The sequence below is a fragment of the Acinetobacter sp. Res13-Abat-PEC15-P4-01 genome (assembly GCF_015676285.1).
Taxonomy (GTDB): Bacteria; Pseudomonadota; Gammaproteobacteria; order Pseudomonadales; family Moraxellaceae; genus Acinetobacter; species Acinetobacter nematophilus.
In genome coordinates this window covers 154,079-177,661 of record NZ_JADAIN010000038.1, presented here as the reverse complement: position 1 = coordinate 177,661, position 23,583 = coordinate 154,079, and the positions used below count along the sequence as shown (strand labels likewise).

The following is a 23,583-nucleotide window of genomic DNA, read 5'->3' as shown; positions in this document are numbered from 1 at the left end:
CATCATGATAAAACTGGACAGTTATGACCCCTGCACAGGATGCTTTTGCTGCACTTCGCTATCGAGATTTCTCCATCGTCACCATCAATCAATTTTGTTTAACACTGGCAATTTTGATCCAAGAAATTATTGTCGCCTACTCCCTTTATCAAATTACCAAGGACCCGCTTACGCTGGGTTTGATTGGATTGGCTGAGGCAATTCCTTTTATCGCCTTGTCACTGTGGGGAGGTTACTTTGCCGATAAACTGAATAAACAAAGTATTATGAAAGTCTGTCTATTCTGTTCTTTTCCCTTACCTTTAGTACTTTGGTATTTATTTCACAGTTATGATCATGGACAGATTGGGGTCACCATCCTGTCTTGGGGCATTTATGCTGTAATTTTTGCCTTAGGTACTATTCGCGGTTTCTATAATCCATCTGCAACATCATTAAAACCCTTTTTGATTCCCCGTGAACTGTATGCCAATGGTGCAACTTGGACCACAATCGGGTGGCAAAGTGGTGTCATTATTGGTCCCATGCTTGGCGGTTTTATGCTTGCTGGAATTGGAAGGGAAAATAGTTTACTTTCTGTCTCCATACTTTTATTTATCTGCTTTTGCTTAATCACACTGTTGAAAAAGCGTACTTTTCCCACCATGGAACAAGACAATCTCTGGGACAGTTTAAGCGAAGGTTTTCGATTTATCTGGAAAACCAAAATTGTGCTTTGGGCAATTTCACTGGATTTAGCTTCAGTGTTGTTTGGTGGTGTTATCGCCTTACTACCTATTTTTGCTGAAGATATTCTGAAAGTAGGTCCTGAAGGTTTGGGATATCTACGTGCGGCACCGTCGATCGGTGCGCTGATCACCATGATTGCGCTCACTAAATTCCCACCAACGCACCACGCTTGGAGGAATATGCTGATTGCGGTTGCGGGTTTCGGAATCTTTACCATTATTTTCGCATGTTCAAACAATCTATGGCTTTCTTTATTTGCTTTAGGCATGACAGGTTCATGTGACAGTATTTCTGTGGTGGTACGCCAAACTATTTTACAAGTCTACCCTCCTGAGAATATGCGTGGTCGTGTTGCAGCTGTGAATGGTATGTTTGTTTCATCAAGTAATGAGCTTGGTGCTTTCGAATCTGGACTCGCAGCAAAATATTTGGGTACGATTACAGCAACTGTATTTGGCGGATGTATGACTATGGCAGTCGTTGCGATCAGTTGGATTAAAACCTCTGATCTATTTTCAGTCGATATCACCCAAGTAAAAAAATAACGATTATCGGCTTAAATAACCGTAAAAAATGCACCTTAAGGTGCATTTTCTATTGCGAGATAAGTAAATTCGATAAATACTTTGCACAATTAAATTAACCTCATGCACACTCAGCTGCATGGAAAGCTAAACTTATGAATAAAGCTCTTTTCATTCCTGGCCTGATATGCCTTTCAACCTATGGCTATAGCGCAGATAAACTCCCAACAATACAAGTTAAAGGAGAACAATCTGAACGCAATGCTCCTTTACACCTCACAACCCGGATACAGTGGATTAAGTTTCCACAAGTTCAATATCATACAGCAGAATTAAAAACACAGGATCGTTCTGCCATCATCCGCGTGAGTGCCAACAGCTCAGGGCAAGTCACAGATGCTGAAGTGCAAGAAAGCACAGGAATTACGGCACTCGATCAAAAGTTGATTGATGCAGTAGAAGCTGCCAAAGTAAAACCATATAGTAAAAATGGTAAAGCCGTTCCGATTGTCGGTTATCAAACTTTTACTTTAACTATGGAAAATGCCCAAGACAATACACAGGGTCAGGGACAACTGTCTGAATGTCACTTTACTTTTAATTCAAAACATTGGATAAAGCAGACACAAGATAAGTCTGTTGCCTTCCATTATATGCAACAGCCTCAACTCTCCCTTGATGCTGTTTTACTCAAAAACAAAGATCGAACCGTCAAATTTAAGTTTAAAGTCGATCAACAAGGTAAGGTAAAGCGCGTTAAATTAACTCAATTATCAGGCGTAAATGCAATCGATCAACAAGTCATCCAAGCCGTTGAGCAGACTCAGGTACAAGTAAAACGCTCTTATCGAACCTTATGGACATTCAAACCAAGTTCATTCAATGACGAAATACAATTTAAACTCAAAGACTGCAACTAAATCCATCCGCTAAAAATCAGGTAGATCACACAATATCTACCTGCTTTAGCAATGGTCACAATCAATAAAAAACGCCAAAAGTTTTCTTTCATTAATCCTGCGATAAGCGTAATTGGATCACCAATCACAGGGGTCCAACTGAATAGTAACGACCAAAAACCATATTTTTGATATATTTTTTCCGCTTTGAACATATTTTTCTCAGAAACAGGAAACCATTTTTTATCTTTGAATTGTTCTATTTTCAGTCCTAAATACCAATTCACACATGAGCCTAATACATTTCCAATGGTTGCAACAAGAACAAGCAAATATGCAGAATGATGTGCTTGTACCAGAAGTCCCACCAATACCGCTTCTGACTGCAATGGCAATAGCGTGGCTGCACCAAATGCGGAGAGAAATAATAAAAGATAAGCCATATTAGGTTGATGAATTTTGTTTGGATTTAAATGTGTAGATCACAAAGGACAAGATAAATGGAACAAAAAATGCAAGCCAGAAAGAAAGTTCTGATTTAAGCCATTGCTGCCATAAGCTAAGTTGTAATTTTCCTTCAGAAATCGCTTGCCAATCTATTTTCACATGGATAAAACCATAGAATAAAACAATCAAATAAATTGCTAACGCAGCCGCTAAAATAATCGTAAGCCGAAGATTTTGCTTTAATTTAAACTGATAAATGGCAAATACCACAGAGAAGACAAAACCTGAAACACTCAAGATGGCACATATTATGGGCCAGAAAAAATCGTATGCAGAATAAAATTGAAATAACGTACAAAGACTGGTCGCCAACACCATCCAAGCAAAAGACACAAGAAAATGCCGAAGTATTATAAATCGCATATATTTTTTCCCATGTCTATCACCCATTACATCATGATGATTTCTTTATTGACTTTTTGGTTTTACGATATTCAACATTTGACCAAACCAGAGCTAAAATAATCAACGCAATACGTGACCATTGATAACCTTGTGCGATTGGATCAATAACTGTTCGAATAACCGCTGTGTCTTGACCACTCATCTGAGCCAACACATTTTGAATATGCACAATTTCAGCAATATATAAAATCAAACAGCCAACAATGCCAACGATAATACTCCAATAAATTTTTGAATTGGTCTCTAATATTTTCGTAAAGTTTAAAAAGAAATCTTTCATGACCAATCCTATCAATTGTGCAAAAATTTACATCTAAAAAAACCACACACGGTGGTTTCTTATTTTAACACAAAATGAATTTTACACTTTGATCGAAAGTGCTTTCTGTATGGCGGGCCGAGCAGTTAAACGTTCAACATACTCTTGCACATATGGATAATCATTTAAGTCAATTTGCTGCCATTCATAACGCAAAACCCACGGTAAAATTGCCATATCCGCGATTGAATATTCGCCTGCAACATATTTTTGCCCAATGAGCTGTTTATTTAAGACACCATATAAACGTTTTGTTTCAGTGACATAACGCTCAATTGCATAAGGAATCTTTTCTTTGGCGAATTTCCCAAAATGATGATTTTGCCCTAACATCGGTCCGAAACCACCCATTTGCCACATGAGCCATTGTTCCACTTCGACGCGATCCTGCTCATGAGTTGGATAATACAAACCGGTTTTACGTCCCAAATATTGTAAAATCGCCCCAGACTCAAATACTGAAATCGGTTCGCCATTTGGACCATTTTGATCAACAATCGCTGGAATTTTATTGTTAGGAGAGATACGCAGAAAATCAGGTTGAAATTGATCGTTTTCTAGAATATTGATTGGAAAGATCTGATAATCCAATCCCATTTCTTCAAGTGCGATGGTAATTTTATGGCCATTGGGGGTACCCCAATAATAGAGATCAATCATATTTCATCCTTCTTCATTTTCACGTATTTTCTGAATTTTATTACGTTAATGGTTTTCTTTTATAACATGAATCCTTCGCCTTCTGTAGGCAATAGACATAGATTATTTTAATAATCTATTCTCAAATTCAGTTATTACATTTTTCTTAACAAGATGATTTCTCATTCTATGACATTTATATTCAAAACATTTTGACTATTGTGATGCTAAAAACTGTTTAGCTTTTTCTCCCACAAAACGACGCCCTGGATTATCCCCTGAAATCCATTCATCAGGACTAAATAAATCGAATAATCCAACTTTGACCAAGGTGGGAATGGCAAGTATGAGTTCTTGTTCAACCTCCCCTCTTGAACCTTGGTTATATAAATCAATATTGTGCAGCATGGTCGCAACAGTTCCTGTTTGCACTTTACTTCCATCTTTCAAGGTGACTGCCGGGAGAACTTCTCCCTCTTGAATAATTTTCTGGTTAATATTGGATAATTCGTTTAAATTTTGAATAGATGACATGTACAGTCCTCAACATTTAACTTATTTTCTTTTCAATAATAAAAAAAAGCACCGCTTTAAGCAGTGCTGTTTTTCACAAATGTAACATTACTTTTTCTTTTTAGGTCCAAGTAACATACCCATTTGACGACCTTCCATTTTTGGTGCTTGTTCAACTACACCTGATTCAGCCACATCTGCCTCAATTTTTTGTAATTGCGCAAGACCCAACTGTTGGTGAGCCATTTCACGACCACGGAAACGTAAAGTAATTTTGACTTTGTTGCCTTCTTCAAGAAACTTCAGAATAGCACGCAACTTAACATTGTAATCACCAACGTCTGTACCAGGGCGCAACTTGATTTCTTTCACCTGAACTTGATGCTGTTTCTTTTTCGCATCTTTTTGCTTTTGCTTCAAGTCAAATAAATGTTTGTTGAAATCCATGATTTTACAAACAGGTGGCTCTGCATTTGCCACGATCTCAACAAGATCAAGATCAGCTTCTTCAGCAGCACGCAAAGCTTCAGCAAGTGAAACGATGCCTTTTTGCTCTCCATCTGCAGCAACGAGACGTACTTCTTTAGCTTTGATCTCATCATTTAATGCAGGACGATTGCTTTTAGCACCTTGTTGTTGGTTACGGTCAGGCTGTTTAATCTTTCTTACTCCACAATATACCGGCCACGTTCGGCTACGGCTGCTTTCACTAGGTCAATAAATGCATCTATTGACATAGTACCTAAATTTTTTCCAGAGCGCGTGCGGACATTCACAGTACCTTCTTCGACCTCACGATCTCCAAGTACCAATAAGTACGGAATACGCTCCAGTGTACGCTCACGAATCTTAAAGCCGATTTTCTCATTTCTCAAGTCTGAAATTGCTCGAATTCCATTTTCTTTGAGTTTTGCGACGACTTGTTCACAAGCTTGCGCTTGAGAATCTGTAATATTCATGACACATGCTTGGATTGGAGCCAACCATGGTGGCATAAAGCCTGCGTAGTGTTCAATTAGTATACCAATAAAACGCTCGAAACTGCCAAGAATTGCACGATGCAACATCACTGGATGGTCACGATCGTTATCTTCTGTTACATATGAGGCATCTAAACGTAACGGCAAGTTGAAGTCACACTGAATTGTACCGCATTGCCAGATACGACCTAAACAGTCTTTCAGTGAAAATTCAATCTTCGGACCATAAAAAGCGCCCTCGCCAGGTTGTTCTTCCCAATCAAGATTTGCAGCATCCAAAGCATCTGCTAAAGATTTTTCTGCAACATCCCAAAGTTCATCAGCACCTACGCGTTTTTCAGGACGTGTAGACAATTTCATTTGAACGTCTTCAAAGCCAAAGTCTTTATAAACATCTAAAGTGAGTTTAATAAAGTCTGCAACTTCCTTACCGATCTGTTCAGTTGTACAGAAAATATGCGCATCATCTTGGGTAAAACCACGGACACGCATAATGCCGTGCAATGAACCTGATGGTTCGTTACGGTGACAAGAACCAAACTCTGCCAAACGAATTGGAAGATCACGATAAGACTTTAAACCTTGATTGAACACTTGCACATGACATGGGCAGTTCATTGGTTTTACAGCATAGTTACGACTTTCTGAATGTGTCGTAAACATATTCTCTGCATAGTTTGCAGCATGACCCGACTTTTCCCACAGTGTAAAGTCTACAATCTGCGGGGTTTTAATCTCTTGGTAGCCATTATCCTGCTGAACTTTGCGCATATATTGTTCAAGCACTTGGTAAATCGTCCAGCCATTGGCGTGCCAGAACACCATACCTGGCGCTTCTTCCTGCATATGGAACAAGTCTAATGCTTTACCAATTTTACGATGGTCACGTTTTTCAGCTTCTTCAATACGCTTGATATATGCAGCAAGTTCTTTTTTATCTGCCCAAGCCGTACCATAAATACGCTGTAATTGTTCGTTCTTCGCATCACCACGCCAGTATGCACCAGAGATTTTAGTGAGTTTAAATGATTTTAAGAATTTAGTATTTGGAACGTGGGGACCACGACACATATCTAAATAATCCTGATGATAGTACAAGCCCATTTGAGTTTCTTCAGGCATGTCTGCAATCAAGCGTAATTTATAATCTTCACCACGTGCAGTAAATTCAGCAATGACTTCATCACGAGGTGTCATCTTTTTAATGACATCGTAATCTTGATCGATAAGCTTTTTCATGCGCGCTTCGATCGCTGCCATATCATCTAATGTGAACGGGCGAGGCATCCAGATGTCATAGTAGAAACCTTCTTCAATGACAGGACCAATCACCATTTTGGCTTCTGGGAAGAGTTGTTTTACCGCATGACCCACCAAGTGTGCACAAGAGTGACGGATAATCTCCACGCCATCTTGATCTTTTGGGGTAATGATTTGTAATGTTGAATCTTCGGTAATTAAATCACTTGCATCGACTAAGCGACCATTTACTTTCCCTGCAACTGTATTTTTAGCCAGTCCAGGTCCAATACTTTGGGCAACTTCCATAACGGAAACAGCATGATCAAAACTTTTCTGATCGCCATTTGGCAATGTGATAATAGGCATATTTAAAAATCCTTAAGGAGTGATGCCCCGTACAATGGAGCATGTCACCGCGAGATTATGATCGAGGAAGATCCTCAAGATAAAATCGGTGGAACAAAATAAAAAGTGTGTGAAATTTTACACCTTTACTGAGTATTTATAAACCTTTGTCTTCAATTAATCTAAATTTTAGTTTTTGATTTTGTCGAAACAGTCATTTATCATCGCCGCGTGACATTTTATTGACTTTAAAAACATAAAACCAATGGATAACTAAATGAATTCGATAAACTTAACTAAACTTAGTTCTGTAATCCTTGTTGGCTTGGCATTAACTGCCTGTGGAGGCGGTTCTAACAATAACGAACACACATCAGATATAGCCAATACCCAAAGCCAATCTGAAAAAATTGAATGTAGTCATGGACTTCCCAAAAATCTTAAAACGACTGGACTGGGCTTTTTTAGTGATGAAATCTATTCTCTAGAGACACAACCCAATGACAGTGGCGATGAGGATGTTATCGTATTATATTCAAATAAGCTTACGAATGGTGTGATATACCAAAATCTCACCACCTTACTTAAAAATCAACCAAAGCAAATAAATATTGACTTTTTAGAATCATATCTTTTAACGAAATCTAAACTCGATACAAGCTTTAAACAAACCAATTTGACTGTTGGCTTTCCATTGGGCTATCTCATCAGCCAAGATGACAACTCAGCGATATTCAATAGTTTTACCGATAAGTGTACGATTCATATAGAAAATCAAATTAAATTAAATTTAAAACACATCGATATTTCGGGAATGACCATTGCTGATCTCTTTAAATATTACGACTATCCAAATGCTGGTAATGTAGAGCGTTATATAAATTCAGACCTAGCCCAGATTATAATCAACAACCATAAAGGTTCTTTAGAAAAATTATTAGCAAATCAAACAAAGTTTCCTTCTGGTTCTAAACTCAGCTATGTTGAGCAATCAATATTTAATACACCTACAATTACATTTAATGACAGTGATCTAACTGATTATAAATCCTTAGAAGAGTTTACTGATAACATTGAACTTCCATCTGGATACATTTGGCATAAAGATCAATTTGCAGGTTATAAAGTTGTCTATCCGATCAATCCAACTACAGGTATCTCCAAGAGCTTTGTTGATAACTATACAGGCGTAGAAATGAATGGAAAAATATATCAAGCATATCAAGTTATTTCTGGAGATTTAATAAAGGATCAAATGGCTCCATCAGAAGACAAACTTGATATGTCAGAAACTTACTTCAATAAAACAGCAGTACAAACTTTAGCGGATGCGCTAAATCAAGCGCTTTGATTTGATCTATCATCTGTTATTTTTAAAACCGCCATTTCTATGGCGGTTTTTATTATATATTCACTCTCTAAAGCTTTCCCATTTTTTAAAACTTCGATCTAGATAATAAGTCAGTTGGGCAAACTGAGGAATAACAGCTTCACTTTGAGTCGGTCGTAAAAATACAAAATCATCAACTTCGATTTGAGTTGTTTTTGGCACATTCACCATTTCTTGATTGGTACTACGCCCATACAGCACATGTGGATGAATTCCTTGGGGATAGACATAGTCAGCCATCCAATAGCCCCCATACACAAATAATGCTTTAGACCGGTGAGGAAGCTTGTTTAAAATCGGCAACCCTGGTAATTGCGAATACGGCAACACCTTTAATACAGGTGTTGCAATCCATAAACACGCCTTTAAAACACGTAGTCCTTCACTGTCAAAGTCGCTCGGTTTAAGCAGCATTGAACCAAAAGCAAGATCATTACACACACTCTGTTTCACATGGAGGTAAAAGGTCGGGCTGCCTCCCCCATTAAAACAGAGATCAGAATGCCAAAGCTGTGGAAAGAATTGTTGAATCACATCCTTGTAGCTTTGATAAGTTGCTTGTGATTCTTGATACGCCACCTCAACTTTCTTGATGACAGGTGGGAGTTTTGTCACATGGGCATCGTAGCCCATCAATCCTGAAAATTTTAAATTGTCAGGATGCTGCTCAATCAACCTGAGTAGGTCAATCATTTGCGCTTTTGAGTCTACACCGCCACGATGCAACCCCACATCTATCTCGATATTGACCTGAAGCTGAATTGCTAAAACTTTCGCCACCTCAAGATACTGTAATAAACGTGCTTTGGTATCAACCAACCACTGAATATTGTTGTGTTTCGATTGAGGATTATGGGTATAAAACTGTTGTACCAGCCTTACTGGCATCGGCTTTCCCAGTAAAATATCAGCTTCTGAAAAATTCTCTAAAATCGGCAGCAATTGAGGTAAGTGAAAAACCATAAAACGTTGTGTGGACAGCTTGGTACTTACCGTCTTAAGTAGTTCCATACATGCCAAAGATTTAACCACAAGACGGGGCTGTAAATGGGTTGCGTATTTAAACTGGGTTGTTGCATATTGCAAATTTTGCGCTAAAGCCTGACCATCAACAATCAATTGTGGTAGCACATCTGCGGATTGTTTTAAATCCCGGTTTAACTGCTCAAAAAAATGATTCATTGCATACCCCTATCTTTCACTGTTAATTTTTGAACATCCACCTTATTCAACCTTTTTCATGCACCATGACCTGAATTAGGTATTCAAGAACAGTTTTTCCAAATAAGGATTTAAAAACTTTTGCGTAGGGTCAAGCTGAGCCCTTAACTGCATAAAATCATTCCACTTTGGGTATAAGTCTTGAAGCTGCGAAGCACTCATGTTATGCATTTTCCCCCAATGAGGGCGACCATGATAATGCTGAAAAATCGGTTCAATTTCATCAAATAATTGGTTTGGAGCTTGTTTGTGATATTGATGGACTGAAATTGAAATCGAATCCTGCTGATAGAACGGACTCAGCCAAATATCATCACCTTTGACAAAACGAAATTCTACTGGAAAAAATGTTTGTGCTTTCGCATGTTTTAGTGCGGTTAATACTGCTTGTAAACATTCCATACCAGACTGTACAGGAATTTGATACTCCATCTCATTAAACTTTGTTTCGCGTGGAGTCGGAAAAATTTGACTGGACCAATCCACGCAAGTGGTGGGTTTGACAAAGACACCTAATAACTTTTGCAGCTTGGGATTCAATACCGGAAAAGACTTCGTCAAACCACAGCATATCGTAAGCAAGGCATCTTCTGATGGCCAGGATAATTTTCTCGGTTGAATATCTTCATCCGTGATGTCTAGAGTTTTTAATATCAATTGGTCTGCATGTGAAAATGCAAAACACTCGATATGACGATGTTGCGTTTTCCATAGATCGATATTTTCAAAAAAATCTTTAACCGAACAAAGCCGTACATCTTCTTTCAATTTATAACGCGGTTTGTTTTGCATGGTGATCTTGGTGAGTATCCCCAAACTTCCTAAAGACACTCGTCCTGCTTCAAAAATATCGGGATTGTCTTGGCGACTACACCTCAGTATTTCTCCTGATGCTGTTAAGAGTTCGAAAGCTTCCACATAAGCAGAAATACAATGCAAGTCCATACCTGTTCCATGTGTTCCAGTCGATACCGCCCCAGCCAAGCTTTGTTGGTCGATATCCCCCTGTTGCATTAAAGACTGCTGTATCGGTTCTAAATATTGATCCAAATTAAACAACCGGGTTCCTGACCAAATATTGGCCTGTGCTAATGCTGTATCGATGTTCTCTACACCAGAAAAATGGTCTAAGGACAATAGTGTTGCATCGGTACACACCAACGGGGTAAATGAATGACCTGCGCCCACAACACGGATCTTATGATGGTTTTGAACAATGCTTTTTAATTCATCTATACTGCTGGGTTTTAAAATATGTTCAGGTTGAGATTGTTGAAACCCAGACCAATTGTTCCATTTTTGCTGATTCATAATGCTGATCCTTTAGCGTACTGCGGTTTTTACACTGCCATGATTTGTTCTCAGGTCTATTTCGTGTTGTGAAATTTTTGTAGGGCGAGTGACTTGATCAAACTTGCGTTGCGACTCATCAATCATTAATTGGCTTGCAAGATATTGAAACTTGAATTGAATTGCAGCATGTGTCCACTGCCCATATAAGGTGTGCGCGCCTTCATAGGCTTGCTCTTGATACTCTTCTTGTGTGGTAATGTATCCCATATAATCATTGCAGTAAGACACTAGAGCCGTGGTTGAAATCATCTGATGAGTTGTCAGTTGCTTTGCCACTGTTTGAATCAAACGCTGCCCTGCTGTCGTGGTAATCTCTCCCGGACAACACACCAATGCCAATGCACCAATGTGAATGATCTGTAAAGGAATAACACTCGGAACAAGTGGACTGGTTTGAATTGCACCTGCTTTCACTTGACGATTCATTTCCGCAATAAGCGGATCAAAAACACTTGGAGAAAAATCCAAATGTTTGCCCAACAACCGGTTATCAGGACTTTCAAGCACAATATCTTTGGGAAATTGAGATTCATACAACGCCTTGTATTTGATATAATCTGGCGCATTGATATCTGCTAAACGTTTCTTACGCACTTGCCTTGACAACAGCGTTAAAATTTTAAGGATAGGCTTTGCTGCACCTTGACCATCAACGGGTGTCCCCCCCATAAATCCAACACCATGACAGGCAGCACTGGTTCTCACCCTGTAAGGCACCTGACTAAACTCGCTCGGAACCTCAACCTGACTTAAATCAACATAACTCAAGATAGCATCTATACCGCCGTTAAGTTTCATTGGTCCACCTCTCCATTGATTTTGGTGAACTTCCCTTTTTTCTAGACTTTCAGTCAATGCTTTAATCGCCAACTCACTTTGATAGCGACCATTCTGTTGCGCATATTGATATTGTTTTTCACCTTTGATTCTACTGCGAATTATATTTTGTTTCGGACCATGAAAATGTGGAGATACATCCCCAGCAGTGGCTTGTGCAAAAATTGCAACGGGATTTGGAACACCTTGCCGCAATAAATACGCTTCACTTTGTATCGCAGCATAACCTTTGTTATCACCATCATGCGCGTTGAGTTGATTACCCAAACATGTTGCATGAACACCAAATAATGAAATAAACCCGGAGAGTTGCCCTTCACGGTAAAAACCGATTAATTGCATTTCACGATTTAAGGCAAGATGTGTTTCAGCTTCAGTTCTATGAATCACGTCTGGATTACGATTATAGGCATTTAATGACCGATTCCATGCAACAGGTGTATGATGAGGAAATTGACGGGTTTGATAAAAAATCTCGGTTTGTTGTTCTGATTGAATTGCTTGAAGAATACTGGACAAAGCAGCATTGATCACAGCATTTAAATGCTCAGGAACAAAACCCGGGGTCGGCATATTATATAATGCTTCATAGGCACAGCCACCTGGTCCAGAATGGGTATGCGTCGCCATCAATACCAATCGTTGCGGATTAAATTGTCCATTCAACTTTTCAGTTAAAGCTTTAACTACACCTTCACGCATCGCATAGGTAATACAACCTAAATCCAAACAGCAAAATAAGAGAGGCTGTTCCGAATCTGAACGGCGAATACTGAAACTCCGTGCAAATAAGGCTGTACGTTTTTCATAGGCACGATGCGACCACATACCATAACCAAACATGGCATAACCCTGTGGTTGAATTTCAATCTCGTGTTTAGCCCAGCCTACCCAAAACATATACGATATTCCTTTATCATTTTTAAGTAGGGTCCGTTGACATTTCATAAATGGCTTGGTTGTAGGTTAAAATTGAGCAGGCAAGGCAGGAAACGAAGAGAATAGCGAGACTATTTTCAAGTTTCATAACGTAGCCTGAGATAATTTTAGCCACAACCCTGAGCAAGAACAAAGCACTGCTTTGTTTGCAGCGCAAGGCGTAGCGGGGACTAGCGTGTTTTTTGCCGCTTCTTCGTTTCGAACTACTTATTTAGAATGACTAAATTTCGTATTTCGCGTCTAAAATCGTCTAAAAAACACACCTAGTCGCAAACATAGGCGAATTGTCAACAGACCCTAATACAACACTAGAACTAGATTGAATATTAATCAAAAATATGCGATACCAACTAGGGTAAAAGCAACAACAATATGGGGGGCTAAACGGACTTTATGGGCTCACAACAAAAGGAATTTGCCAATACACAATTTTATATTCCACCTATGATCCTCACCAGTTTGATTCATTATGGGGAACAACAAGATTGGCAATATGAAGATTGGTTTAAACCACAAAATCTTGACTTGGAACAGATTCGCCAAGGGCAAGGTTTTGTTGCGTTTTCGGAACTTTGCAGGGTAATTCAGCAGGCCCTCAACTGTACTCAACAAAAGCATCTAGGTTTATTATTGGGTAGCCATGAAGGACAAATTTCCATTGGTATTTTGGGTTTCGCAATGCAAGCGTGCAAAACTGTTGCAGAAGCACTGGAAACAGCTTTGCAGTATCACCCTATTTCAGGCAGTGTTTTGGATTTAAGTGTTCATTTGAGTCAAAACTATTGTGAAATCGAGCTGATTGAACGCAGTGATTGTGGTTCACTCAAAGCATTTTTTTGTGATGAAGTTTTTGCCAGTATCATGACCTGTCTAAACATGATGTTAGATCGGGATTATGAACTCATCAACCTAGAACTCAGCTATGATCATTCCGCGTACATACAAGAATATCAGCGTATTTTTCAGTGCCCCATAATTTTTAAAAGCAACAGAAATTTGATTCGATTTCCAAATACCCTATTAGCCAAACCACTTAAAAACCACAGTCCAGTTAACTACCAAATTGCGATCCAAATGTGTCAGCAGGCATTAAAGCAATTTAATCAAATCAATCAGCACAGTATAGTTCATGTATTACAGCATTTAATTGAAAGTCATTTGCCAGAGCGTTTTGATATGCAGCAGGCTGCGCAGCATTTCCATTTAAGTGAACGCCACTTAAGACGTTTACTACTTAACGATGGTCTGAGTTTTCAGCACTTGAAGCAACAAGTTTTAGAACATAAAGCCAAGCAATGGCTTGAAGACAATCAATCAGCCAAATCAGTTTTAATTTAGGCTTTAGTGAGCTGAGAGAGTTTCGTCGCGCATTCAAGAAATGGACAGGATTTTCTCCGACTGAGTATAAGAAAACCAAACTCATAAGTTCAATTCCCTAATATTTAAATAGGTAAATATCCAGACAGCTCCCTAATTTTCGAATTGCCAAAAATTAATTAAAATATTCATTTAATTCAAACTCTTAAAAATCAGCTTTTAAACATCAACAGGACAAAACCATGTAAATACATTTACATTTTAACCCATACTCGACTAAAGCATAAATGAATTTTGTTCTTGTTGTGCCTATCTTTTAAGCATGGACATTAGAACAAATAGAGACGGAGCTCAACATGGTCAGTGCATATGATGAATTACCACGCACACCTGCAAATTTTGTAGCATTATCACCTTTACGTTACCTAGAACGCGCGGCTTATATTTATCCTGATCAGGATGCAATCGTTCATGGTCAGCGCCATATTTCTTGGCGACAAACTTATCAACGTTGTCGCCAATTTGCACATCAATTACGAAATCTAGGCATTGAGAAAAATGATACGGTTTCCGTTCTTTTACCGAATATTCCGGCTATGGTCGAAGCGCATTTTGCCGTCCCTATGGCGGGGGCTGTATTAAACACCTTGAATACCCGGTTAGATGCGAAAACCATCGCATTCATGTTAGAACATGCAGAAACCAAAGTACTTTTGGTTGACCCTGAATTTGCGGCATTGGCGCAAGAAGCTGTAGCCATGCTGTCTCAGAGTATCTATATCATTGATGTTGCTGACGTTGAATATGAGAAAAATGATACGTCTCCGCGTATTGGTCAAATCGAATATGAACAATGGCTTCAAGGTGGAGATCCCGATTTTGAATGGCACTTACCTCAAGATGAATGGGATGCCATCAGCCTGAATTATACCTCTGGAACAACAGGCAATCCCAAAGGTGTGGTCTATCACCATCGTGGTGCTTATATTAATGCCGCAAGCAATATCATCGCATGTGGTATGACACCACGTTGTAAATACCTATGGACACTCCCCCTATTTCACTGTAATGGCTGGTGTTTTGCCTGGACTGTAGCAGCCAATGGCGGCACCAATATCTGTTTACGTAAAATTGACCCTGAACTGGTTTACAAACTGATTGATCAATACAAAGTTGATTATTTCTGTGGTGCGCCGATTGTCTTATCAATGTTGATTAACACACCAAAAGATAAGCAGATTAAATTTAAACATCATGTTGAAGTCATGGTGGCTGGCGCGGCACCTCCGGCGGCAATTATTGAGGGTATGCATCATATTGGTGTTCAAGTAAATCATGTTTATGGACTTACAGAAACCTATGGTCCTTCAGCATTATGTGCATCACAAGCAGGATGGAGTGATTTGTCGATACAAGAGCAGGCTCAATTGCATTCGCGTCAAGGTGTTCCTTATCCTTTGCAAGATGGTATGCGTGTTCTAGATGCAGAAACAATGCAACCTGTTCCAAATGATGGCAAGACCATGGGGGAAATTATGTTCCGTGGCAACATTGTGATGAAAGGTTATTTAAAAAACACCCAAGCGACTGAAGAAGCATTTAAGGGAGGCTGGTTTCATACCGGTGATTTAGCCGTTTGCCAACCCGATGGTTATGCAAAAATCATGGATCGTTCTAAAGACATCATTATTTCCGGCGGTGAGAATATCTCCTCATTGGAGGTAGAAGAAGTACTCTATACCCATCCTGCCATTATGACAGCAGCGGTGGTCGCTCAACCTGATCCCCGTTGGCAAGAAGTGCCTTGCGCTTTTATTGAGCTGAAGCAAGGTGCAGAAACAACTTCTGAGGAAGTGATTGAGTTTTGCAAACAGCATTTGGCACGTTTTAAAGTACCCAAAAGCGTCGTGATTTGTGAGATTCCAAAAACATCAACAGGAAAGTTACAGAAATTTATCTTGCGTGACTGGGCAAAAGAGCGTTCAGTAGGTGAATTTCAGTCATGATTTAAGTTTCGTAATCTTCTCCTTGATAGAAATCACCTTTGGCTCGTCTAAGTAAAGCAGATGATCCAAAGGAGAGGACTCGATCCCCCCTGATGGCATCCAAAGCGACTTCGATAGGTTCATGATTTTTTAGTCTATGTTTTATACGATAAAATAGGCTGCTTGCGTTATCAATGATTACTTAATTTATTAGCCACTCTAAAGCCGCATAAAATGGTATTTTACAGGGTATTTTTGTGATAGAACTTTTAGAAATTAGCTATAGTCAAAAAAATCAGCATTCAATACTTCCAACTTGCATACTTTTAAAAATCGTCCCAAAGCTTATTTTCGCAAGAGCTCTGATACTTAACCATGAATAAACTTCGTACAGAAATAGAACCCGATTTCGAAACGGCACAACAACTTTATCCGACTGTGCTCGAATTGATTGCGAATTACACCCGCATATGTGATGAATTCGGTGATGAAGACTCCGTAGAATATCAAAAACTCAGTGAAAAACTTACACAAATCACTCGTAAAGATATCAGTCGATATGATCTTTGGGAGTGGTGGGAAGCCGAAGGCATCGAAAACTTAAGCTTTGATATTTGCCTACCCGAGCCTAAAATGCTCAAGGATATTTCAAGGCAAGAACTGACTGAGATTGTTCAACGAATTAAAAAGTCGGATTTTACTGCCCAACAAGAAAATGCTTTTATTTATTCTTTTTATATTCGTACCGTCTTTCCAGACGGTTATTTCTATCATTTTTTAGAACTTAATTTTAAATATTTTCATCATCGCTTATTTCAGCGCAATAAAGATCAAAACGGCAAATACTTTGAATATTCAACTGAACAAATTGTAGAACAGCTCTGGACTGAAAAATCTGAATAATAGACAGCAACACTGAAACTTACATGCGTAAATGGAATGGCTGATTCACTATAAAATCAGCATAAAACAGCTATTTTTATAAAGTTTATCATGACTTGAATGGTTCCATTATTTTTTAGCCAATTTTCCTCTGATAGCTCATCGTTTTTACCCTCATTTTATTGGACACAACTTTTTACGATTTTGACTATTTGTATCCTTATTTTTCAATGAAAACTGTTTACACTCAATGCACTTACAAGTTTCAAGCCATTTTTCTTTGACTTTACAGTCACAGAGAAATAACCATGAAATACTTGTACGTCACTATAAGATGTTGCACGATGTAGCAGAACAAATATGTGTCATAGAAGACACACATCGTATTTATGAAGATTATAAATCTGGTTTAACCAGTATTGAGGAAACCGATATGCCACAATACAAAGCACCCTTACGTGATATGCACTTCGTTCTGCATGAATTATTAAATGCAGAAGAACATTACGCTAAACTCCCTGCGTTCCAAGAAACCGTAAGCCGTGAATTGATTAATCAGTATTTAGAAGCTGGCGCGGATTTCTGTGAAAATGAACTTTCTCCTTTGAACCAAATCGGTGATCGTGAAGGCTGTAAGTGGGATGATGGTGTTGTGACTACGCCTACCGGCTTTAAAGCAGCGTATGACAAATATGTAGAACTCGGTTTCCCTTCTCTTTCAGTTCCTGAAGAACATGGCGGTCAAGGCTTACCTGGTTCATTGGCAACAGCTATTTCTGAAATGGTCGGTGCAGCAAACTGGGCTTGGGGCATGTATCCTGGTCTTTCTCATGGTGCAGTACGTACTATTGAACATCACGGTTCTGCTGAACAAAAAGCAACTTATCTGCCTAAACTGGTTTCAGGTGAGTGGACAGGTACAATGTGTCTAACAGAATCTCATGCAGGTTCTGACCTTGGTATTATCCGTTCTAAAGCTGAACCTCAGGCAGATGGCAGCTATGCAATCTCTGGTGAAAAAATCTTTATTTCAGCAGGTGAACACGACATGGCTGAGAACATTGTTCACATTGTTCTCGCACGTTTACCGGGCGCACCTAAAGGTACTAAAGGTATTTCATTATTCATCGTTCCAAAATTCAATGTAAATGCTGACGGTTCTATTGCAGACCGCAATGGCGTTCGTTGTGGTTCAATCGAACACAAAATGGGTATCCATGGTAATGCCACATGTGTGATCAACTTTGACAATGCGAAAGGTTTCTTGATTGGACCAGAAAACAAAGGTCTACACTGCATGTTCACCTTTATGAACACTGCACGTATTGGTACCGCTGTTCAAGGTTTAACTGCATCAGAGTCATCTTTCCAGGGCGCACTTGCATATGCCAAAGATCGTTTGGCAATGCGTTCACTGTCTGGTCCTAAAGCGCCGGAGAAAGAAGCTGATCCAATCATTGTTCACCCTGCTGTACGCAACATGTTGATGACGCAAAAAGCATTTGCTGAAGGCGGTCGTGCTCTTGTTTACTTCTTGTCTCAATATGCAGATATCGTAGAACAAGGTGTAACGGAAGAAGATCGTAAATTCGCTGACAACATCTTGTCTTTACTGACGCCAATTGCAAAAGCATTCTTAACTGAAACAGGTTCAGAGTCGGCAAAACATGGTGTACAAGTATTTGGTGGTCACGGCTTTATTTCTGAACATGGTATGGAGCAAATTGTACGTGATACACGTATCTCCTGCTTATACGAAGGTACGACTGAAATCCAAGCGCTTGATTTGTTAGGGCGTAAAGTATTGGGAACTCAAGGTGCAATGTTGAAAGACTTCACCAAGATTATCCATAAATTTGCAGAAGCCAACAAAGACAATGCTGAGCTCAAAGAATTTGTTGAACCATTGGCTGCTCTGAATAAAGAGTGGGGTGATTTAACCATGCAGATCGGTATGAAAGCAATGCAAAACCCTGATGAGGTGGGTGCTGCTGCGGTAGATTACTTATACTTCTCTGGCTATGTAACACTTGCATTCTTATGGGCGCGCATGGCGCTTGTTGCTCAACAGAAATTGGCTGAAGGTTCTACTGAAACTGGTTTCTACAATGCAAAAATCAAGACTGCTCGTTTCTACTTCAAAAAGATTCTCCCACGTGTTCGCTCACATGTAGATGTGATTGCTGGTGGCTTAGATCCTTTGATGTCATTAGATGCTGAAGATTTTGCATTCTAAGTAGAATGTCGAATTAGACATTTAAAAACTGTACTCAAGAGTGCAGAAATAGAGAAAGGACGGTCATAGCTTTGACAGTCCTTTTTCTTTATAAATAGACCGTAATTTCACTTAGATCATCTAACAACATTCATCATTGTTGATTACACTGGTCTGAGTCTAAGATTCAAACAATAAACAGGTGAACGAACATGCCAATTTATAATGCGCCACTTGCAGATATGAAATTCATTTTAAATGATGTTTTCAATGCAGAACAATTCTGGCAAGCCAATGAAAAGCTTGCTCATGTTGATGCAGCAACGGCTGAAGCGATTTTAGAAGAAATGGCTAAATTTGCTCAGAATGTTACGCTTCCGCTCAACCGTACTGGTGATGAAGAAGGCGCACGTTATGAAAATGGCAAAGTCACTACACCTGCTGGTTTTAAAGAAGCTTTCCAGCAGTATGCTGAGGGCGGTTGGATCGGTTTAGGGGCAGATGAGGAATGGGGCGGTCAGGCAATGCCGAAAATGCTGACTGTCCTTGCTGATGAAATGTTATTTGCAACCAATCCTTCTTTCATGCTCTACCCGCTTCTTTCTGTCGGTGCAGGTATGGCATTGAACAGCTATGCATCTCAAGAGCAAAAAGAAACCTATCTCCCTAAAATTTATTCAGGTGAATGGTCTGGAACCATGTGTCTGACTGAACCACATGCAGGTACGGATTTAGGTATCATCAAAACCAAAGCAGAACCAAATGAAGATGGTACGTACAACATTACTGGTACGAAAATCTTTATTACAGGGGGTGACCATGATCTCGCTGAAAATATCATTCACCTCGTTTTAGCAAAAACACCGAATGCACCTGCTGGTTCACGTGGTATTTCACTCTTTATCGTACCTAAATTTCTTGTCAATGCAGATGGTTCATTGGGTGAACGCAACACTGCTGGTCCTGGTTCAATTGAGCACAAAATGGGAATCAAAGCCTCTGCAACATGCGTCATGAATTTTGATGCAGCTAAGGGTTATCTGGTGGGTAAAGAAAACGAGGGGTTAGCTGCAATGTTCGTGATGATGAATTACGAACGTCTGTCTATGGGTATTCAAGGTCTTGGTGCTTCAGAATATGCTTACCAAAATGCTGCACAATATGCGACTGATCGTCTTCAAGGTCGTAGCGCAAATGGTGTCCAATCTCCAAACAAGCCTGCAGACAGCATCCTTGTCCATGGTGATGTACGTCGCATGTTATTGAATGCGCGTGCCAACAATGAAGCTTCTCGTGCCTTTGCTGTCTATGTTGGACAACAGCTCGACATTACTAAGTTTTCAACCGATGCTGAAGCGATCGCCAAAGCGAATAATCGTGTAGCACTGTTAACGCCAATTGCAAAAGCCTATTTAACCGATACTGCTTTTGATGCAGCCATTGATGCACAGATGGTTTTCGGTGGTCACGGGTTTATTCGTGAATGGGGCATGGAACAGTGTGTACGTGATTTACGTATTGCGCAAATCTATGAAGGTACAAACGGCGTTCAATCACAGGATTTGATTGGTCGTAAAACCATAAAGTGCAATGGTGAATTTATTGCTGAATATATTGCTGAAATCCGTGATTTCGCTAATGGTTTAGACACTGATCTGAACTTCATCAAAGATGCAACATTAGATGTAGCGACTGAAGTGGACATGATCACGCAACACATTTTAGAACGTGCAAAAGAAAATGCTGACTTCTCGAATGCTGCTGCTGTAGACTATTTACACGCTGTAGGTTTGTTGAGCTTTACCTATATGTTTGCACGGATTGCCAACGCTGCAAAAAATAAACAAGGTCAGTTCTATCAAGACAAATTGGCGCTTACACACTACTTCATCCAGCGTATCTTGCCTGATCTACACGCACGCATTGCAAAAATCAAAGCCGGTGCGGAAGTATTGATGAACTTCAGCGAAGATTATTTTACCACTCAAGCTTAATCTCAGAATAAACTGAAATAAGTGAGAAAACGTCCGATCATTCGGACGTTTTTTATTGTCCGATCGTTAATGTAGTTTAGGGTCTGGAAATGGTAATTTGTCTTGAGACTCACTCGGCATCGCAACCCATTTATCTTTATCTTGATAAAAATCAGATTGTGTTTCATTGGTTGCAGCACCTAATTTGACTGAAACAGTGCATGCTATTTGCCCTGAATGGGTAGCATTTACGGCAGGAATACATGTTCCCAATTTAACCTCTGAAATCATTGCGCCGATTTCGGTTCCCAGCAACTCAGCAGTCGCTTGTTTGGCTTCTGGAACTGTTGGAATTTTAACTGCTTCAGCATTGGCGAATTGAGTCAATAATAGAGCACTGATACATACAGTTCTGACACTTATTTTCATTATTTCTGTCCACTTACGATAACGTTGAATTTAAAAAATTATTCTAATCTCAATCTGATCTTATTTAAAATAAAACAGTATTTGAGCTATAGCCTATTTCATGTGCATGAAATTTGCATGATGTTTAATTTACAATACTGCATAGAAATGGAGGATGTCATGAATAAAGATCCGCGTATAGAAAAAATAGAGAACCTCCTCGATAAATTAGGCAATATTGCCGTAGAAGCTTTTCACTATATTGCACTGTTTATTATTGGTTGCATGATTGCATGGTCCGCCGTACATACTATCCTCGAAATTTTGACCGTAAAACGGTACGCCAGTATCGATGATATTTTACTCCTGTTTATTTACTTAGAATTAGGGGCAATGGTGGGTATTTACTTTAAAACCAATCATATGCCTGTTCGCTTTTTAATTTATATCGCGATTACAGCACTGACTCGGCTATTGATTTCAGATATCCAGCACGATCATAAAGCGGATATGGATTTGCTGATCATTACAGGTTCAGTTTTAATTTTGGCGATTGCAATCTTAATTGTACGTTATGCGTCTTGGACCTACCCCTCTGTTATTCGGGACAAACATGCTGAAAAACCACTAGCCCATGGAAAAACACCACGACCTGAGGATGATGAGCTAGCCTAACAGCTAATTTCTTTATCTCGATCAGAAATAAAACCTCTCAGTGCTGTACAATCTATGTCAAATTTAATTCACATCGCCAATACAGCACAGAAGGTTTAATTGTTTTTAGATTAAAGCTTTCACCCTTTATGTCTGAACATAATCAACGCAAAGTAGAATTAACGATCATTCGGTACTTGTAAATAACGTCCACTTTCAAAGATCCAGTGCATTCCAACCTGTGGATCAGGTAAACCATAACGACGCCAATCACTAATTAACGTATAGTGCGAGCTTTCAATCTGACCACCCTCTCCATTTACATAGCCATAACTGTTGCCTGAATACTCAGTGCGTGTCGGGAACTGATGGTTATAAATAATCATCACCCCATTTTGCGGTGGATAATTTGGGTATGGATGATTTGGATGTGGATAAGGTCGATTGGGGTAACTTGGATAAGACGGATATGGTCGTGGATATTGTGGTCGGACAGGAATTTCCTGCGTCATTTGTCGACCGTATTGATCTGTATATTTATACGTTGTGGTTGGATATTTCTTTTGAGGGCGTTCAACGCTGCGATAGTTTCCCCAATCTTTACCATCTGCCCATGTCGTTGCCGAAACGCCTGAAAGCATCAACATCAAGACACTTGAACTGAGTATCTGTTTCATTTCAACCTCCAAACTTCCTCAGATCTATCATTTTAATACATCATTCCAGAGAAATTGTGGATAAATAACATTCATTATTTATCTTGTTTAACTGTTTATACATCAACTTGGGCAAATTCTGATATCAATCTGATAAAATATAGTTTTAATCTGATGAGTGCTGTATTGTGGCTGAACTGAGCTTTGACCGTTTACATCAATTTTTTTGCAAAGTCCCTAGTGTGCAAGAAGCATTTATTGATAGCTATGGTTCAGATGGCAAACATGCTTGGTGGTTCAAGTTTCAAATCAATATTGAGCATCCACTCGCATGGCAAACCGTACAAGAACTGGGTCATGTTTTAAATTACATTTCTAAAAATGAACGACTTCCTACCCAGTTTCTACCTGTTTCGCCACCACCTTATATGAATGGGGAGGCAAAGCAGTTTTTAGCATGGGTCATTCAATGCAATCATCCAGACTTTTCCCCTGACGTGGTCTGTGATTGGCTTGAAGCACGTTTGCCCAAGCCTGTTGAGGATCCCGAGAAATGGAAAATAAAAACTGATTTACATGAGTTAGATCAAGTCCCTGATAAGGATTTGGACCAGATTATTCCACCCCATCCATAATCTCCATAAAACGCAA

At 39.4% G+C, this 23,583-nt stretch carries 21 protein-coding genes and 1 pseudogene; 10 read left to right on the top strand and 12 right to left on the bottom strand.

Annotated elements, in window-relative coordinates:
- Positions 1-23 precede the first annotated feature (23 nt).
- Together IMO47_RS14930 and IMO47_RS14925 are read left to right on the top strand one after the other, a co-directional pair.
- The gene (locus IMO47_RS14930) at positions 24-1,274 is read left to right on the top strand and encodes an MFS transporter (protein ID WP_196075391.1); all 1,251 of its coding nucleotides are present in this window, start codon (positions 24-26) and stop codon (positions 1,272-1,274) included.
- A 134-nt stretch (positions 1,275-1,408) separates the two neighbouring features.
- Positions 1,409-2,173 carry an energy transducer TonB gene (locus tag IMO47_RS14925; protein WP_196075390.1) on the top strand — a complete coding sequence of 255 codons (765 nt, stop codon included), beginning with the start codon at positions 1,409-1,411 and terminating at the stop codon, positions 2,171-2,173.
- On the opposite strand, the gene IMO47_RS14920 is transcribed toward IMO47_RS14925, so the two are convergent.
- The 7 genes from IMO47_RS14920 to thrS all read right to left on the bottom strand — a co-directional run bounded on the left by IMO47_RS14920 (position 2,170) and on the right by thrS (position 7,123).
- The gene (locus IMO47_RS14920) at positions 2,170-2,595 is read right to left on the bottom strand and encodes a YqaA family protein (RefSeq protein WP_196075389.1); all 426 of its coding nucleotides are present in this window, start codon (positions 2,593-2,595) and stop codon (positions 2,170-2,172) included. The genes IMO47_RS14925 and IMO47_RS14920 overlap by 4 nt on opposite strands.
- A 1-nt stretch (position 2,596) precedes the next feature.
- Positions 2,597-3,022, bottom strand: a complete 426-nt coding sequence (locus IMO47_RS14915; protein ID WP_196075388.1) for a hypothetical protein — start codon at positions 3,020-3,022, stop codon at positions 2,597-2,599.
- Positions 3,023-3,053: 31 nt separating this feature from the next.
- Positions 3,054-3,344: a hypothetical protein gene (locus tag IMO47_RS14910; RefSeq protein WP_196075387.1), complete on the bottom strand. Its 291-nt coding sequence runs from the start codon at positions 3,342-3,344 to the stop codon at positions 3,054-3,056.
- An 81-nt stretch (positions 3,345-3,425) separates the two neighbouring features.
- Positions 3,426-4,043: a glutathione S-transferase N-terminal domain-containing protein gene (locus IMO47_RS14905; RefSeq protein WP_196075386.1), complete on the bottom strand. Its 618-nt coding sequence runs from the start codon at positions 4,041-4,043 to the stop codon at positions 3,426-3,428.
- A 195-nt stretch (positions 4,044-4,238) separates the two neighbouring features.
- Positions 4,239-4,556: a hypothetical protein gene (locus IMO47_RS14900; RefSeq protein WP_196075385.1), complete on the bottom strand. Its 318-nt coding sequence runs from the start codon at positions 4,554-4,556 to the stop codon at positions 4,239-4,241.
- An 87-nt stretch (positions 4,557-4,643) separates the two neighbouring features.
- Complete coding sequence (gene infC / locus IMO47_RS14895; RefSeq protein ID WP_080633117.1) at positions 4,644-5,195, bottom strand: translation initiation factor IF-3; 552 nt, start codon at positions 5,193-5,195, stop codon at positions 4,644-4,646.
- Positions 5,196-5,200: 5 nt separating this feature from the next.
- Positions 5,201-7,123, bottom strand: coding sequence for a threonine--tRNA ligase (thrS, locus tag IMO47_RS14890; protein WP_196075384.1), 1,923 nt, complete (start codon positions 7,121-7,123; stop codon positions 5,201-5,203).
- 256 nt (positions 7,124-7,379) lie between these two features.
- On the opposite strand from thrS, the gene IMO47_RS14885 reads away from it, so the two are divergent.
- Complete coding sequence (locus IMO47_RS14885) at positions 7,380-8,453, top strand: hypothetical protein (protein ID WP_196075383.1); 1,074 nt, start codon at positions 7,380-7,382, stop codon at positions 8,451-8,453.
- Between the two features lie 60 nt (positions 8,454-8,513).
- On the opposite strand, the gene IMO47_RS14880 is transcribed toward IMO47_RS14885, so the two are convergent.
- The 3 genes from IMO47_RS14880 to IMO47_RS14870 all read right to left on the bottom strand — a co-directional run bounded on the left by IMO47_RS14880 (position 8,514) and on the right by IMO47_RS14870 (position 12,803).
- Positions 8,514-9,674, bottom strand: a complete 1,161-nt coding sequence (locus tag IMO47_RS14880) for an alanine racemase (RefSeq protein ID WP_196075382.1) — start codon at positions 9,672-9,674, stop codon at positions 8,514-8,516.
- A gap of 75 nt (positions 9,675-9,749) precedes the next feature.
- A complete protein-coding gene (locus IMO47_RS14875; protein ID WP_196075381.1) occupies positions 9,750-11,024 on the bottom strand; it encodes a D-arabinono-1,4-lactone oxidase in 1,275 nt (424 codons plus the stop codon).
- A 12-nt stretch (positions 11,025-11,036) separates the two neighbouring features.
- Positions 11,037-12,803, bottom strand: coding sequence for a neutral/alkaline non-lysosomal ceramidase N-terminal domain-containing protein (locus tag IMO47_RS14870; RefSeq protein ID WP_196075380.1), 1,767 nt, complete (start codon positions 12,801-12,803; stop codon positions 11,037-11,039).
- A 432-nt stretch (positions 12,804-13,235) separates the two neighbouring features.
- Here IMO47_RS14870 and IMO47_RS14865 point away from each other — a divergent pair.
- From IMO47_RS14865 to IMO47_RS14845, 5 genes and pseudogenes are all read left to right on the top strand, one after another.
- A pseudogene (locus tag IMO47_RS14865) lies at positions 13,236-14,281 on the top strand (AraC family transcriptional regulator).
- A gap of 234 nt (positions 14,282-14,515) precedes the next feature.
- Positions 14,516-16,165, top strand: coding sequence for an acyl-CoA synthetase (locus IMO47_RS14860; protein WP_196075379.1), 1,650 nt, complete (start codon positions 14,516-14,518; stop codon positions 16,163-16,165).
- A 354-nt stretch (positions 16,166-16,519) separates the two neighbouring features.
- The gene (locus IMO47_RS14855; RefSeq protein ID WP_196075378.1) at positions 16,520-17,047 is read left to right on the top strand and encodes a hypothetical protein; all 528 of its coding nucleotides are present in this window, start codon (positions 16,520-16,522) and stop codon (positions 17,045-17,047) included.
- Between the two features lie 412 nt (positions 17,048-17,459).
- Positions 17,460-19,262 (top strand): acyl-CoA dehydrogenase C-terminal domain-containing protein, encoded by a 1,803-nt coding sequence (locus IMO47_RS14850; protein ID WP_196075403.1) that lies wholly within the window; start codon positions 17,460-17,462, stop codon positions 19,260-19,262.
- A gap of 191 nt (positions 19,263-19,453) precedes the next feature.
- Positions 19,454-21,235 carry an acyl-CoA dehydrogenase C-terminal domain-containing protein gene (locus tag IMO47_RS14845; protein ID WP_196075377.1) on the top strand — a complete coding sequence of 594 codons (1,782 nt, stop codon included), beginning with the start codon at positions 19,454-19,456 and terminating at the stop codon, positions 21,233-21,235.
- A gap of 66 nt (positions 21,236-21,301) precedes the next feature.
- Here IMO47_RS14845 and IMO47_RS14840 read toward each other — a convergent pair whose 3' ends face one another.
- The gene (locus IMO47_RS14840) at positions 21,302-21,643 is read right to left on the bottom strand and encodes a hypothetical protein (RefSeq protein WP_196075376.1); all 342 of its coding nucleotides are present in this window, start codon (positions 21,641-21,643) and stop codon (positions 21,302-21,304) included.
- A 159-nt stretch (positions 21,644-21,802) separates the two neighbouring features.
- On the opposite strand from IMO47_RS14840, the gene IMO47_RS14835 reads away from it, so the two are divergent.
- Positions 21,803-22,297, top strand: coding sequence for a phosphate-starvation-inducible PsiE family protein (locus tag IMO47_RS14835; protein WP_196075375.1), 495 nt, complete (start codon positions 21,803-21,805; stop codon positions 22,295-22,297).
- Between the two features lie 158 nt (positions 22,298-22,455).
- Here the strand turns inward: IMO47_RS14835 and IMO47_RS14830 are convergent, their stop codons facing one another.
- Positions 22,456-22,953 (bottom strand): RcnB family protein, encoded by a 498-nt coding sequence (locus IMO47_RS14830; RefSeq protein WP_196075374.1) that lies wholly within the window; start codon positions 22,951-22,953, stop codon positions 22,456-22,458.
- A gap of 167 nt (positions 22,954-23,120) precedes the next feature.
- On the opposite strand from IMO47_RS14830, the gene IMO47_RS14825 reads away from it, so the two are divergent.
- Entirely contained in the window at positions 23,121-23,567 is a 447-nt protein-coding gene (locus tag IMO47_RS14825) for a hypothetical protein (RefSeq protein ID WP_196075373.1), read from the top strand.
- Positions 23,568-23,583 lie beyond the last annotated feature (16 nt).

Excerpts from the sequence above, each read along its gene's own strand:
- IMO47_RS14930 (WP_196075391.1), top strand. The coding sequence starts at position 24 with ATGACCCCTGCACAGGATGCTTTTGCTGCACTTCGCTATCGAGATTTC.
- IMO47_RS14925 (WP_196075390.1), top strand. The coding sequence starts at position 1,409 with ATGAATAAAGCTCTTTTCATTCCTGGCCTGATATGCCTTTCAACCTAT.
- IMO47_RS14920 (WP_196075389.1), bottom strand. The coding sequence starts at position 2,595 with ATGGCTTATCTTTTATTATTTCTCTCCGCATTTGGTGCAGCCACGCTA.
- IMO47_RS14915 (WP_196075388.1), bottom strand. The coding sequence starts at position 3,022 with ATGCGATTTATAATACTTCGGCATTTTCTTGTGTCTTTTGCTTGGATG.
- IMO47_RS14910 (WP_196075387.1), bottom strand. The coding sequence starts at position 3,344 with ATGAAAGATTTCTTTTTAAACTTTACGAAAATATTAGAGACCAATTCA.
- IMO47_RS14905 (WP_196075386.1), bottom strand. The coding sequence starts at position 4,043 with ATGATTGATCTCTATTATTGGGGTACCCCCAATGGCCATAAAATTACC.
- IMO47_RS14900 (WP_196075385.1), bottom strand. The coding sequence starts at position 4,556 with ATGTCATCTATTCAAAATTTAAACGAATTATCCAATATTAACCAGAAA.
- thrS (WP_196075384.1), bottom strand. The coding sequence starts at position 7,123 with ATGCCTATTATCACATTGCCAAATGGCGATCAGAAAAGTTTTGATCAT.
- IMO47_RS14885 (WP_196075383.1), top strand. The coding sequence starts at position 7,380 with ATGAATTCGATAAACTTAACTAAACTTAGTTCTGTAATCCTTGTTGGC.
- IMO47_RS14880 (WP_196075382.1), bottom strand. The coding sequence starts at position 9,674 with ATGAATCATTTTTTTGAGCAGTTAAACCGGGATTTAAAACAATCCGCA.
- IMO47_RS14875 (WP_196075381.1), bottom strand. The coding sequence starts at position 11,024 with ATGAATCAGCAAAAATGGAACAATTGGTCTGGGTTTCAACAATCTCAA.
- IMO47_RS14870 (WP_196075380.1), bottom strand. The coding sequence starts at position 12,803 with ATGTTTTGGGTAGGCTGGGCTAAACACGAGATTGAAATTCAACCACAG.
- IMO47_RS14860 (WP_196075379.1), top strand. The coding sequence starts at position 14,516 with ATGGTCAGTGCATATGATGAATTACCACGCACACCTGCAAATTTTGTA.
- IMO47_RS14855 (WP_196075378.1), top strand. The coding sequence starts at position 16,520 with ATGAATAAACTTCGTACAGAAATAGAACCCGATTTCGAAACGGCACAA.
- IMO47_RS14850 (WP_196075403.1), top strand. The coding sequence starts at position 17,460 with ATGCCACAATACAAAGCACCCTTACGTGATATGCACTTCGTTCTGCAT.
- IMO47_RS14845 (WP_196075377.1), top strand. The coding sequence starts at position 19,454 with ATGCCAATTTATAATGCGCCACTTGCAGATATGAAATTCATTTTAAAT.
- IMO47_RS14840 (WP_196075376.1), bottom strand. The coding sequence starts at position 21,643 with ATGAAAATAAGTGTCAGAACTGTATGTATCAGTGCTCTATTATTGACT.
- IMO47_RS14835 (WP_196075375.1), top strand. The coding sequence starts at position 21,803 with ATGAATAAAGATCCGCGTATAGAAAAAATAGAGAACCTCCTCGATAAA.
- IMO47_RS14830 (WP_196075374.1), bottom strand. The coding sequence starts at position 22,953 with ATGAAACAGATACTCAGTTCAAGTGTCTTGATGTTGATGCTTTCAGGC.